This is a genomic window from Desulfobacterales bacterium, from assembly GCA_034520365.1.
Taxonomy (GTDB): Bacteria; Desulfobacterota; Desulfobacteria; order Desulfobacterales; family Desulfosalsimonadaceae; genus M55B175.
This window is the reverse complement of record JAXHNP010000007.1, coordinates 873301-886446: the sequence shown is the minus strand read 5'-3', so window position 1 is coordinate 886446 and position 13146 is coordinate 873301. Positions and strand designations below refer to the sequence as shown.

At 52.7% G+C, this 13146-nt stretch carries 9 protein-coding genes; 4 read left to right on the top strand and 5 right to left on the bottom strand.

Annotated features, from left to right (window positions below; translation table 11 throughout):
• Nucleotides 1-77: 77 nt before the first annotated feature.
• Entirely contained in the window at nucleotides 78-1493 is a 1416-nt protein-coding gene (locus U5L07_18075) for a dihydrolipoyl dehydrogenase (GenBank protein MDZ7833657.1), read from the bottom strand.
• Nucleotides 1494-1507: 14 nt separating this feature from the next.
• On the bottom strand, nucleotides 1508-1663 hold the full coding sequence (locus tag U5L07_18070) for a hypothetical protein (GenBank protein ID MDZ7833656.1): 156 nt from the start codon (nucleotides 1661-1663) through the stop codon (nucleotides 1508-1510).
• 176 nt (nucleotides 1664-1839) lie between these two features.
• Here U5L07_18070 and U5L07_18065 point away from each other — a divergent pair, with 176 nt between their 5' ends.
• Together U5L07_18065 and U5L07_18060 are read left to right on the top strand one after the other, a co-directional pair.
• Nucleotides 1840-2829 (top strand): sigma-70 family RNA polymerase sigma factor, encoded by a 990-nt coding sequence (locus U5L07_18065; GenBank protein MDZ7833655.1) that lies wholly within the window; start codon nucleotides 1840-1842, stop codon nucleotides 2827-2829.
• Between the two features lie 355 nt (nucleotides 2830-3184).
• Nucleotides 3185-3844 (top strand): response regulator transcription factor, encoded by a 660-nt coding sequence (locus U5L07_18060; protein MDZ7833654.1) that lies wholly within the window; start codon nucleotides 3185-3187, stop codon nucleotides 3842-3844.
• A 30-nt stretch (nucleotides 3845-3874) separates the two neighbouring features.
• Here the strand turns inward: U5L07_18060 and U5L07_18055 are convergent, their stop codons facing one another.
• Nucleotides 3875-6349, bottom strand: coding sequence for a PAS domain S-box protein (locus tag U5L07_18055; protein MDZ7833653.1), 2475 nt, complete (start codon nucleotides 6347-6349; stop codon nucleotides 3875-3877).
• A gap of 273 nt (nucleotides 6350-6622) precedes the next feature.
• Between U5L07_18055 and U5L07_18050 the strand changes: the two genes are divergently transcribed.
• Both U5L07_18050 and U5L07_18045 read left to right on the top strand, forming a co-directional pair.
• Entirely contained in the window at nucleotides 6623-8293 is a 1671-nt protein-coding gene (locus U5L07_18050) for a BCCT family transporter (protein MDZ7833652.1), read from the top strand.
• Nucleotides 8241-9239, top strand: coding sequence for a universal stress protein (locus U5L07_18045; GenBank protein MDZ7833651.1), 999 nt, complete (start codon nucleotides 8241-8243; stop codon nucleotides 9237-9239). Before U5L07_18050 ends, U5L07_18045 begins: the two co-directional genes overlap by 53 nt.
• 73 nt (nucleotides 9240-9312) lie before the next feature.
• Here U5L07_18045 and U5L07_18040 read toward each other — a convergent pair whose 3' ends face one another.
• Nucleotides 9313-10524: a thiolase family protein gene (locus tag U5L07_18040; GenBank protein ID MDZ7833650.1), complete on the bottom strand. Its 1212-nt coding sequence runs from the start codon at nucleotides 10522-10524 to the stop codon at nucleotides 9313-9315.
• A 40-nt stretch (nucleotides 10525-10564) separates the two neighbouring features.
• On the bottom strand, nucleotides 10565-12973 hold the full coding sequence (locus U5L07_18035) for a 3-hydroxyacyl-CoA dehydrogenase/enoyl-CoA hydratase family protein (GenBank protein ID MDZ7833649.1): 2409 nt from the start codon (nucleotides 12971-12973) through the stop codon (nucleotides 10565-10567).
• Nucleotides 12974-13146: the final 173 nt, after the last annotated feature.

Here is a 13146-nt window from a genome sequence, read left to right as displayed (position 1 = left end):
TTGGGTCAATACAGTTAATCCTGTATTTTACCCTGGGGGGTTCCCTACATGGATCTGCATAGGCATTCTGTTCTAATCTACCCGGGCTCGCTCAGGTTGCCGAATGTCTTGGGAATCAGCTCGGTCAGGGCCGGGTGGATGTGCTGACCGGAAAATAACGCCCCCAATTGGCCGCCGATGGCCATGGCATTGGCCACCTCCTGAATCAGGATGGGCGCATGCGGACCGATGATATGAAACCCCAAAAGCTTTAAGCTCTCTTTCTCAAGGACCACCTTGGCCATGCCGCGGTCCTCGCGAAGCGCCATCCCCTTGGCCACATCCCCGTACCGCGCGGTGCCCACCAAAATCTCATGGACCTTTGCGGCCTGCTCCGCTGTGAGCCCCACCGCCCCGACCGGCGGGTAGGTAAACACCGCCCGGGGAACCACATCATAGTCTATCGACTCACGCTCGCCGTTCATGGCATTATCCCAGACGATATCCGCCTCGGCATTGGCCGTGTGGGTAAACATCTGCCGGCCGATTATATCCCCGAACGCCCATATCCCTTTCCGGCTGGTCTGGAGATATGCATCCGTGCGGATAAACCCATTGGCATCCGTTTCAAGCCCCGCGTTTTCAACCTGCAACAGGTTTGCATTGGACCGCCGGCCCGCAGCCACCAGGATATGCTCCACAGACAAGGACCGCGTCTTTCCATCCTTAAGATTGCGAACCGCCGCATTGATTTTGCCATCAGCCGGCTGGACCCCGTCAACTTCCGAATCATTATAAATAGTCACTCGGTTTGCCAGATCAAATGCCAGAATTTCCGATATTTCAGGCTCCTCGTCGGGCAGCAGCCGGTCCCGGTTCTGAACAATGGTGACATCTGTGCCCAAGGCTGAGAAAAAATGCCCGTATTCACAAGCGATATAGCCGCCGCCGATAATCACCATGGATTCGGGCAGCGCCTCCAGCTTAAGCAGGGTTTCATTGGTCAGGTAGGCAATCCGGTCAAGCCCCGGGATTTCGGGGATCACCGGGCGGCTTCCGGCGGCGATAAAAATCTTATCCCCCCGGATCCGGTGGTTGTTTATCGCGATTTCATTCGGGGCCACAAAATGCCCGGTTCCCTCATAATAATCGATTTTCTCTTCTGACTTAAGCGCCCTGTGGATCTGCTGATGATCCGGTATGACCGCATCGCGCATCTCCTTCATGATCCTGGAAAAATCAATGGATTCAATTCTGGCCTCAATACCGAAGCGATCCGCCTCGCGGATCTCCATGATACGATCCGCCACCGACACCAACATTTTCGACGGGATACACCCCACATTCAAACAGGTCCCCCCGGCCGGCCCCTTATCCACCAGGGCCACCCGAAGTCCCTGCTGAATGGCATTTTCCACAACCGCCATTCCGGATCCGGAACCGATCACAATCACATCATAGGTTTTATCCGGTTTTTTCCGGATCTTTTTTGACGCCTCACTCTTAAGCCCCATGTCGCTCCTTTCCCTTAATTTTCAGCCACAATATGTTTAAACATAATTCTTTTCTTATCCCCGACAACCCCGCCATCTTTTTGAACCAGTGGCTGAACTCTCCTCTCCCCTATGGGCAATTTTAAAAAAATGCGGGTTTTTTCTGCAGGGACTACAGTCCCCTGATGCATAAAATACATCCTTGCCCCAATACACTTTCCGCTTAAAGCCGAATATAGTGAAGCCAAAATTTGGAATCACTGACGCTCGATCATGGTTTTCGTAACATCGTTTTAGGCAAAAGAAAATTAATTGAGAGTCATTGGGTTAAAGTCAGAATCGCCAATCTTTTAAATGGGAGATCAAAATGTTTACTGAAACGACGAAATCTGAAATACCCGCACTTAATCCGAAAAGCCCCAAAACCATCCCTGCTGCCGGTTTAAAAGAAACCGGAGATGACGGCACCAAAGAAGAAAAAACCGCTGCCGCCCCGGCCAGCGCCGATGCCCTCCAGCGCTACATGTCCGATATCCGACGGCACGAGCTGCTCACCCGGAAAGAAGAAATTTCGCTGGCCCGGCGGGTTCAGAACGACGGCGACCAGGCGGCGGTTTATCAGCTCGTGGTCTGCAACCTTCGGCTGGTGGTCAAAATCGCGATGAAATTTCAGCGCTTCTGGAAGCATAATATGAACGACCTGATCCAGGAGGGAAACATCGGTCTTTTGCGGGCCGCCCAAAAATATGACCCGGAGCGCAATGTCAAATTCTCCTATTATGCGGCATTCTGGATTAAAGCCTATATTCTTAAATTTATTCAAGATAATTTTCGCGTAGTTAAAATTGTGACCACCGAGGGGCAGCGGAAGCTTTTCTTTAAGCTCCGCCAGGAAAGGGATAAACTGGCCAGCCAGGGCATCAGTCCCACCCCGGACCGGCTAGCCCAAAACTGCGGGGTGGCGGAAGAGGATATTGTGGATATGGATCAGCGACTGCACAGCAGCAATGTGTTTCTGGATGCCCCGTTAAATGCGGATTCGAATACGGAGTGGCTTGAAATCCTGGAATCCAATGATGAGCCCCTGGAAACCCAGGTTTCGAAAAAGCAGATGTCGGATATGGTCCGCGAAAAAATGGCTCAGTTCCGCAAAACCATCACCTACAGAGAGCGCACCATTTTGGATAAGCGGATCTATGCTGAAACCCCGCAGACACTCCAGCAAATCGGGGATTTTCTGGGCATCTCCCGGGAACGGGTCCGGCAGGTGGAGCGCGAGATTCTGTTCAAAATCCGAGATTTTTTGAAAAAAGAATTGCCGGATTACGAAGAACTGGCCCAAGCCATGGCTTCATAATCCTTTTATCTTTTTGAATTCTTAACGGGGCGGCCGCGATTCGGCCGCCCCGTTTTTATTCTAAAGCCATACTGCCACTTTTATCCGACCGTATTCGAATATTTCTGTGTAACTTCCCGGTGAAATTTCAGTGTTCAGTGTTCAGACCTGCACTCAAAAGCTCCGGCCTGCCTGCCTTTAGAAAATATTTCCTGACATCTGACACCTGAAGCCTCTTATCCCCATCGCCTCAGTACCATATTTTTCCAAAAATTTATATTTACACTTATATCCATTTTTATTATAAATTTTTTATCCTACAGTTGATTTTTACGGTACCCCAAATAATTCTGCGGGCATACTAAGCCAAAAGCCTATGGAAGATAAAAAAACCGTCTTTATTGCAGAAGATCACCAACTATTCCGTGACGGCCTGAAAGCCATGCTCGCCGCCAGGGAAGGGCTCGAGGTTATTGGCGAAGCCAGAGACGGGTTGGAAGCCATTAACTCGATCAAAAAGAAGCAGCCGGATCTCCTGCTCTTAGACCTCTCCATGCCCCGTTTAAGCGGCATCAGCGTCATTAAGGAGCTGCGCCGGCATTTCAGCGACATGCGGATCCTGGTGCTGACCATCCATGAGTCCGATCAGTATGTGATTGAAACATTCGAAGCGGGGGCCAACGGCTACTGCATTAAAGATGCCAGCCGCGAGGAACTGCTGCTCGCCATAACCAGCATTTTAAACGGCAAAACCTATATCAGCCCGGGGATTGCGGATAATGTCATGGAAGGCTATCTGGAAGGGCATAAAAAAATTAAATCCAAATCCTCGTGGGAAAACCTGACCCACCGGGAGCGGGAAGTTTTAAAGCTGCTCGCCGAGGGCTATACCAACAAACAGATCGGCGATCTCTTAAATATCAGCGTTAAAACCGTGGAAAAGCACCGGGCCAACATCATGCAAAAGCTAAACCTTCACAATGCCGCGGCATTAACCGCGTTTGCCATTGACCAGGGCCTGGTCCAGCAGAAATAATCCCCCATTATTCCCCACAGGTGAAGCATATTAAAGCGGCAGGGTAACGGTGATCTTTGTCCCCTCCCCCTCCCGGGAGTTGATCTCCAATTGGCCGCCGCAGAGTTCGGCGCGCTCGCGCATGCCTTCGATGCCATGGCCGGTTAAGGGGTCCTCGGCAAATACATCGGATTTTGGCACAAACCCGCTTCCGTCATCTGTTACTACCATCTGAATCCCGCCGTTATATCGGCCCAGCGTAAAATGGATATTCGATGCCTCGGCGTGCTTGGCGGCATTATTAAAAGATTCCTGAAGAATCCGATAAATGACGATTTTCATCGCATCGGATAGTTCGGATTCATGAATGGTGATCTCATTGGTGATCTCGATATTTTTATAAAACCCCGAAAATTCACGGCAAAACCAATCAATAGTGGCCAAAAGCCCAAGATCATCAAGCGTTGTCGGCCGCAGCTCCGCTGCTATCCGCTTGGTTTCCTTGATGGTATACAAAAGATAGGACACGATTTTCTCAAGAGAGATGGTATCCACATCCGGGACTGACTGCATGGCGGAAAGCCGCTCTTCCAGGCTGAATTTAATGGCCGCAAGGCTTGCACCGATGCTGTCGTGCAGCTCTTTGGCCACTGCCTGCTTGTCCGCCTCAAGGGCCTCAAGCGTGCGCCTGGACATAAGCCGCAGTTCCTGCTGCGACTCCCTGAGCTTTTGCTCCACGCGCTTTCGCTCCTCGATTTCCGTCTTTAAAGTTTCAACCAGATGCTCAAGCTCCACGTTGCGCTCAGCCACCCGTTTTTCAAGGATATTCTTATCCTGCTGGAGCTGCACCTTTTCACTGCGCCGCTGGGTAATGTCATGGAAGACGCCGACCCCGCCGATAACTTCATGCGCCTGATTTTTGATGGGCGTGGTATTGACCAAAAGATACCGCATACGGCCGTCAGGCAGGGATATGGCCATTTCCTGGTCATAAAGCACCTCGCCGTTAAAAACCGAGCGGGAAAGCGGCAGATCCATTGGATCAAAAGGGGTGCCGTCCGGATGCATCAAACTTAAATCCGTCTGGGCGGCCAATGGCTGCCCATAGGGCACCTCCCGGCCGTACAGACGGACGGCCGTGGGATTGGCCATGGTAATCCGGCATTCCTTATCCACCACCACGATCCCCTCCGGCGCACTCCGGATAATGGTCTGCAGGGCGGACTGCTCGGAGATCAACTGCTCGGTGAGACGCTCCAGATCGGTCTCATCCCGCCAGACCGTCACCGCGCCGACGACTTCATCGTCCCGATACAAAGGAGTTGAGGATATAATGTAGACCAGCGGGTTGTCATTATCATCATAGCCGTAATAGCGCTCATCCAGAACGGATTCGCCGCGCAGCGCCCTTGCGTAAGGCATTTCATCTGAAAAAATCCGGGTGCCGTCCGGCAGCTGCAGCCGCATCTGCCGGGCGACATTGCGGCATGAGGTGCCCACCGGATCAAACCCCAGGAATGCGACGCAGGCCGGATTGGCCATCACCGGCGAGCCGTTGACATCGCAGACCATCACCGCTTCCTTGAGGTTGGTAAAAATAAGTTCCATTTCCCGGGAGCGTCGCCTGGCCTCTTTGTTTGAATGGATATGCCGCAGGGCCAGTTCCGTGAACGCGGCCAGATGAATCAGCATGGCCTCATCTTCCGGCGTAAAAGCCACATTATCGGTATTGCCCACCAGAATCATGCCCCCGCCCTCTCCTGCGGGCTCATCCAGGCGGGCAGAGACCAGGTGCTTTAGCCCGGCTTGGGTGGTTTCACCCGATGGGTTCGGAAATTTCTCGCTATAAGAGTAAAATTCCGCTGAAACCAGACGCAGCGATTTTTTCCGGGCCAGATCCGCCAAAAATTTCGGGGCATCCAAGAGCTTCCAGATATCGGCCATCAAAAGCTCACAGGCGGGACTTCCGTCAAGGGCCTTGTCAATAACTGCCCGGCCGGCGGGGGTTATTTTACAGAATATACAGACATTGCCTTTGGTCAGGGCGCAGGCTGCGGAAACCACCTGCTGAATCACGGCGCTTCGGCGGGTTTCCTCCATGACATGCTTGGACAGCTGAATCAGCGTTTCCAGCTGGGTCAGCCGATCCAGTTTTCTCGCCTTTTCAAAATAGTCGCCGGTATCGGCCTTGAAAACGGCGGACAGGTGCGCAATGCCGCCAAGAGAGGTGCGCTGCACATGAATCGTCTGAAAGACCGGAAGCACCATCCCGTTTCGGGTGAGAAGCGCGCTTTCCCCCCGCCACCGGCCGTTGGCAATGGCTGAGGGAATGGCCTGTTCCCGGATCATCTCTTCGGCCCACTTCGGATGACAGTCCGACAACCGACAGGTTAAAGGATTGGACGTACATTCAAAGCCCAAAACGCCCCGGGCGGCTTCATTCAAATATTGAATCGCGCCCTCCGGATCCATCAGATAGATGGGATCTGAAATGTCTTCCAGTAAATTGTTAAACTGCTCATACATGGGTGCGTCTTTCTGATGATACCATTTAACTTAGTATAAAGGCCATTTTGCCGGAGTCAAACAATGATTGCCGGCAAAAGGCGGGAAAAGCAGACGGCTTTTTTTGCCGGCCTCATATAGGGGCCAATTTTGGGTTGTGTGCCATCGGTTAATCGCCTGAATTTTTGGTTTTACATAAATGGATTTAAGAATTAGTATACTTTTTAAATTGCTGCCAAGAGCCCCAAGCGTTCTTACCCACATCCGGCGACGACAAAGGACAGGATTGTTCGCATGACAGATAAAACAACGACTTCCGGGAGCACCCCGCAACCAGTCAGCAGCCACCGCTATTTTGACATCCATCCGCCGGTTTTCTGGCCCGCCGCCATTCTCACCGCGCTTTTTATCGCGGTCACCCTTCTGGTGGGCGAGCCGATGGAAACCGTGTTTTCCGCCATGCAAAGCTTTATATCCAATAACTTCAGCTGGTTTTTCGTCATCACGGTCAACCTCTACCTGTTTATTATGATATTTATCGCCTTCAGCCGGCTGGGCTCCATCCGTCTGGGCGGCAAAAACGCGGTACCGGATTTTTCAAGATTTTCCTGGTTTTCCATGCTGTTTAGCGCCGGCATGGGCATCGGGATTCTCTTCTGGAGCGTGGCCGAGCCGATCTATCACTTTATGGAGCCCCCCTATGGGGGCGGTTCTGCAATTGATGCCGCAAAAATCGCCATGAAAACCACGTTTCTGCACTGGGGGCTGCATCCCTGGGGCATTTATGCGCTGGTGGGGATGGCCCTGGCATTTTTCGCCTTTAACCGGAAACTCCCGCTGGCCATCCGGTCCGTTTTCTACCCGCTGCTGGGCGACAGGGTGTATGGCATTTGGGGGGATGTGATCGATGTGCTGGCGGTGCTGGCCACACTTTTCGGCCTGGCCACATCTCTGGGCTTCGGCGTCCAGCAGGTCAATGCCGGGCTGAATCATTTGTTCGGCATTCCGGACAATACCGGCATTCAGGTGGTGCTGGTGGCAGTGATCACCTTTGCCGCCACCCTCTCCGTGGTCTCCGGAATCGACAAAGGAGTGAAACGCTTAAGCCAAATGAACATCAATCTGGGCGCCATCCTGCTGGTCTTTCTGCTGCTCCTGGGGCCAAGCGTGCTGATTCTGGATTCTTTTGTCCAGAATTTAGGGGTTTATCTGGGGGATTTTTTCAACACCAGCTTCTGGACGGAAAGCTATCGGGACAGCAACTGGCAAAACAGCTGGACGGTATTCTACTGGGCCTGGTGGATTTCCTGGTCGCCGTTTGTGGGCATGTTTATCGCCCGGATCTCCAAGGGCCGAACCGTTCGTGAATTCGTACTAAGCGTGCTGATCATCCCGTCGCTGCTGACATTTCTATGGATCACAGCATTCGGCGGATCGGCCATTTATATCGAGATGGAGAACATGGGCAGCATCGCCGGGCCGGTCAAGGAAAATGTGGCCGTGGCGATTTACTATCTGTTAGAGCAGTTTCCGTTTTCCCAGATCACCAACTTTGCCGCTATTGTGCTGGTCATCAGCTTTTTCGTCACATCCTCGGATTCCGGCTCGCTGGTGGTGGATGCCTTTACCTCGGGCGGAAAACTCAACTCGCCGGTGGGCCAGCGGGTCTTCTGGGCGACAATGGAAGGGGCGGTGGCGGCCGTACTTTTGATCGGCGGCGGCTTGAGCGCCCTGCAGACCGCCTCCATCACCACGGGATTGCCTTTTGCCGTATTATTGCTCATAATGGGGTATAGCCTCTGGAAAGGCCTCAATAACGAGTATGAGGCGGAACAGCTGCGGGCCAGGACAGTCGAAAGGGAATCCTATCAGGAGCTGATCCATCGGCTGCTCTATGAAAAGGAGGCCCGGAATGCGGAAGAAAAAGGCGCATCCGGAGAAACCGAAAACCCAGAAACCTTTTGATATGGGTACCCATATGCCGACTAACGCCAATTACCCCCAATTAGAGCCGGTTCGCAACCTACTGGTATGCCTGGATCTGACCGCCATTGACACGCATTTGATTTCCTATGCCGCGTTCATGGCCCGGATGCTGCCGGCAGCCAAGGCCACATTTTTTCATGCCATTCAGGCCCATGATCTGCCGGACCGCGGCAAGCGGAGTTTCCCGGACATAGAAACCGAGCTCAATTCGATCATTCGCGAGGAAATGCACAACTCCGTGGACAGCCATTTTGAGGAAGAGTGCCAGTGGGATATCGCCACCCAGGTTGGCTATGAGGATGCGTCCCGGGAAATCGTCGATTACATCAAAAAAAATGAAATTGACCTGACGCTTATCGGCCAGAAATACGGGGAAAACCGCCAGGCGCGATACAGCCGCAAAATCGCGGCAGAGGCGTCCAGCGACCTCCTGTTCGTCCCCCAATACGCAGCAAAAAGCATTGATCCGATTCTGTGCGCCATTGATTTTTCATCCCAATCCGTGCGGGCATTTGAGCGGACTCTGGATATGTCGCGGACCTGGGGAGTTAAGATGAACTGCTATTTTGTGTGCGACCCCACCCGGGCTTATTTCCCGGCCACCACGGAACGAAGCGCCAGCCATTATCAGCAGCAGGCCAAAAGGGCCTATGAACAGTTTCTCAAGGATTATGAGCTCTCGCCGGCGGATATTCCCTGCCGGATCGAGACCGGTCATGAGCTGACCAGCGAGGCGGAAAATATCTACCAGGCGGCCATAGACGATAACGCCCGGCTCATCGTGCTCGGTGCCCAGGGCGATACCGCCAACGTGACCTCGCTATTGGGCAACCTTTCGGAATCCTTCCGGCTGATGGAAAAAGAGATCCCGGTGATGGTGCTTAAAAATCCGCCCCGGAAAAAATTTTTCCAGTTCTGGAAGTAAAACATAAAAAAAGGCTGTCCGGATAACCCGGGCAGCCTTTTTTATATATACACACAAGGAAAGGAGGAGGTGCTTAGTCACACAATTCAAAAAGTGCGGCTGCGCCCATTCCGCCGCCGATGCACATAGACTCGATGCCGTATTTGGCGCCGCGCTCTTTCATTTCATTCATCAGCTGGGCGCACAGCTTAGCACCGGTGCAGCCCAGGGGGTGGCCCAGGGCGATGGCGCCGCCGTTTACGTTAACGATGCGCTTGTCGCTGTCTGAGCTCCACAGTTCTTTTTTGTCATACATGCCGAGCTGCTGCAGGCAGTAAATGGCCTGCGAGGCAAACGCTTCGTTTACCTCGAAGATGCCGATATCATCCACCTTCATCCCCGCCATGTCAAGGACTTTCGGGATGGCATAGGCCGGTCCCACGCCCATTTCATCGGCCCGGACACCGGCCACCGTGTAATATTTGATCTTGGCAATCGGCTTGACATCAAATTTTTTGACCGCCTCTTCGCTCATGATCAATGTGGCGGCCGCACCGTCCGTGGTCTGCGAAGAGTTGGCAGCGGTGACCGAGCCGTTAGCCGCAAATGCGGGTTTCAGCTTGGCCATGCCCTCCATGGTCGTGGCCTCCCGGATACCGTCGTCAAAATCCTGCAGCCAGGTTTTTTCTTCCCAGGAGCCGTCTTCTTTTTCCACGAACTTGACCGCCGGGGTGGGAACGATTTCCTTGTAGAGGCCGTTTTTCTTGGCATTTGCCGCCTTCATCTGGGAATGATAGCCGAATTCATCCTGCATCTCCCGGGTGATGTTATAGCGGTTGGCCACGTTTTCGGCAGTGGCGCCCATGGACATGTAGACATCCGGATTTTCCTTGGCCCATTGCGGATGCGGGCGGGGCATGTTGCCGCCCATGGGGACGATGGACATGGATTCAATGCCGCCGCCAATGGCCACATCACACCAGCCGGATTTAATCCGCATGGCCTGCAGTGCAATGGATTCAAGGCCGGAAGAGCAGAACCGGTTCACGGTGGCACCGCAGGCAGAATCCGGGAAGCCGGCCATCTGGGCAATAACACGGCCGATGTTCAAGCCCTGTTCCGCCTCCGGGAAGGCGCAGCCGATCATCAAGTCTTCAACGTCCTTTTTCTCCACATTCGGCGTCTTTTCCATAACGGCATTCAGAACCGTTTTCATAAGATCTTCCGGCCGGGTCTGGGCAAACGCCCCTTTTTTCCGCCGGCAGCCGGGTGTCCTCAGCGAGGTTACAATATATGCTTCTGTCATCTGTATATCCTCCTAAAATTTCGGTTTTTGGATTTTTTTATTACAGCATCAAGGGCTTGCCGGTTGTCATCATATGCTCGGCCATTTTCTGGGTGTTCTCTGTTTTCCAGAGCTCCACAAAGGCCTCGCGCTCCAGGTCCATCAGATGCTCTTCACTGACCATGGTTCCCTGGGGCACATCACCGCCGGACATGCAGTAGGCGGCTTTTTTGGCGATGGCTTCCATGTGCGGGGTAATGTAGCCACCGATGCTCATGTTCAACATTTCTGACCAAAGCATGCCATGGGCTTCCCGGCCGAATACCGGTCGTTTAACCCTTCTTGGCGGGACATAGCCGTCATCTACCATCTTCAAGACCTCTTTCTTGGCCTCACCGATCAGGTTATCCTTGTTGAACACGATCCGGTCGGTGGGGCGGAGGTAACCCTTGTTGCGGGCATCCGCTGCCGAATTGGAGACTTTCGCCTGGGCCACACACATGAATGCCTGGATAAAATATCCGGCGAAATCCGTCAAATTAGCGATATCCGGCTTGGATTCAATATAATTGCGCCACAGATGGATCATGCCGCAGCCGCCCGGCACCAGCCCGGCGCCGATTTCAACCAGGCCCATGAAAAGATCCGCATTGGCGACCATTCTATCGGCTGACATGCAGACTTCGCAGCCGCCGCCCAAAGCCAGGCCGAACGGGGCGGCCACAACCGGAAACGGCGCATACTTGGTGCCCATGATCCCTTTATGGACGGTGCGGATGAATTTGTCAATTTCATCAAAATTGCCGGCCTTGGCGCAGCTCAGCATGTAGGAAAGATCACCGCCCGCAGAGAAGGGGGCGGGCATGCCGGATGCCTGGTTGCCGATTACCATGCCGACACCGTTTTCTTTGACATATTCGCCGGCCTCAGCCATGAATTCCACCATCTCATTGTTGATGGCATTCATCTTGGAATGGAATTCCAGGTTAAAAACCCCGTCGCCCAAATCAATCAGCGAGCAGGAGGCGACCGACTTGACCACCTTGTTGTTGGCCCTGAGATCGGCCAGGATGATCTGCTTATCACTCATCGGGACCGGTTTGTAGCTGTTTGACCCGAAATCAAAGAACATCCGCTGGCCGCCATCCAGCTTATAGAAACTGGTAGCTCCGGAATTCAGCATTTCCCTGACATTGCCGGGAACGGTCAGGCCGTCGGCCTCCATTTTTTCGACCGATTCCTTGACCCCGATGGCATCCCAGGTTTCAAAAGGGCCGAGTTCCCAATTATAGCCCCATTTCATGGCATTATCGATGTCAACCAGCGTATCGGATATTTCGGGAATCCGGTTGGCTGAGTAAATCAGGCCGTTTGAAACCACGTCCCATGCATATTTAGCAGCCTTGTCATCGCCGTAGACAATGGCCCGCATTTTTTCGGGAAGCGACTCTTTTTTCTTGGCTTCCTGAAGGCAGGGGAAATCGGCTTTGCCGTATTCTTCGTATTCAAGGGTCTGGGGATTGATGACCTTGCGGATCTGCTTCCATTCCGGGGTCAGTTCCTTGGTATAAAAGCCCGCCTTGGTTTTGTTGCCAAGCAGGTTTTTCTCTTCAACCATGGTTTTGACGAAATCGGGCATTGCCATGGTTTCCCGCATTTCGTCATCCGGGCACATGTTGTAGCAGTTATCCGCCACATGCTTCATGGTATCCAGTCCGACCATATCAGACGTCTTAAAAACCGCGGTTTTGGGCCGGCCCATGGGCGGACCGAAAATGGCGTCAACTTCCGGAATGGCCAACCCGTGCTCCAGCATGGCCTGCATGGCTTTGCCGATATTTTGAACACCGATGCGGTTGCCGATAAAGTTGGGGGTATCTTTGGCCCAGACAATGCCTTTGCCCAGGAATTTTTCGCCAAAATCCGCCATGAAGTTGAGGACCTCGGGCAGGGTCTCAGGCCCGGGGATGATCTCCAACAGGTGCATGTAGCGGACGGGGTTGAAAAAGTGGGTGCCCAGAAAATGCTGGCGCATGTCCTCGCTTAAATCCTTGGACATCTGCTGCAGCGGAATGCCGGATGTGTTTGAGCTAACAACCGAGCCTTTCTTGCGGATATTATCGACCTTTTTAAACAGATTCTGCTTGATTTCCAGTTTTTCTACCACAACCTCAACGATCCAGTCGCAATCCTTGATCTTGTCCAGATCATCGTCTAAGTTGCCGATGGTGATAAGATCCACATCCTTTTTCGGATTCATGAACAGGGGGGGCTTGGCTTTTATAGCCGCATCCAGCCCGCCCTGGACGATTCGGTTTCTGGCTTTTGGATCATTTTTTTCCTCTTCTTTCAAATCGAAGGGAACAATATCCAAAAGAACTGTGGGGATTCCGGCACTGGCAAGCAGGGCGGCAATTCCGCCACCCATAATACCGGAACCGATTACAGCCGCCTTTTCAATTCTTCTCATAATAACCTCCTGACTAAAATTAAACTCCCAATTATCTAAGTGGTAAATCCGATTACAAAAATAAAAAATATTGAATACAAGAATGATAAAAGTGTGTCAAGAAAATTCTGAGCATTTGCTTTATAAAATTCAGAAAAAAAATCAATAGGTTAAAGGCGAAGCCGGCCTTCAGG

Bases quoted from the DNA above. Each gene is read 5' to 3' on its own strand.
- U5L07_18075 (MDZ7833657.1), bottom strand. From the start codon at position 1,493: ATGGGGCTTAAGAGTGAGGCGTCAAAAAAGATCCGGAAAAAACCGGAT.
- U5L07_18070 (MDZ7833656.1), bottom strand. From the start codon at position 1,663: ATGCATCAGGGGACTGTAGTCCCTGCAGAAAAAACCCGCATTTTTTTA.
- U5L07_18035 (MDZ7833649.1), bottom strand. From the start codon at position 12,973: ATGAGAAGAATTGAAAAGGCGGCTGTAATCGGTTCCGGTATTATGGGT.
- U5L07_18065 (MDZ7833655.1), top strand. From the start codon at position 1,840: ATGTTTACTGAAACGACGAAATCTGAAATACCCGCACTTAATCCGAAA.
- U5L07_18045 (MDZ7833651.1), top strand. From the start codon at position 8,241: ATGCGGAAGAAAAAGGCGCATCCGGAGAAACCGAAAACCCAGAAACCT.
- U5L07_18060 (MDZ7833654.1), top strand. From the start codon at position 3,185: ATGGAAGATAAAAAAACCGTCTTTATTGCAGAAGATCACCAACTATTC.
- U5L07_18050 (MDZ7833652.1), top strand. From the start codon at position 6,623: ATGACAGATAAAACAACGACTTCCGGGAGCACCCCGCAACCAGTCAGC.
- U5L07_18055 (MDZ7833653.1), bottom strand. From the start codon at position 6,349: ATGTATGAGCAGTTTAACAATTTACTGGAAGACATTTCAGATCCCATC.
- U5L07_18040 (MDZ7833650.1), bottom strand. From the start codon at position 10,524: ATGACAGAAGCATATATTGTAACCTCGCTGAGGACACCCGGCTGCCGG.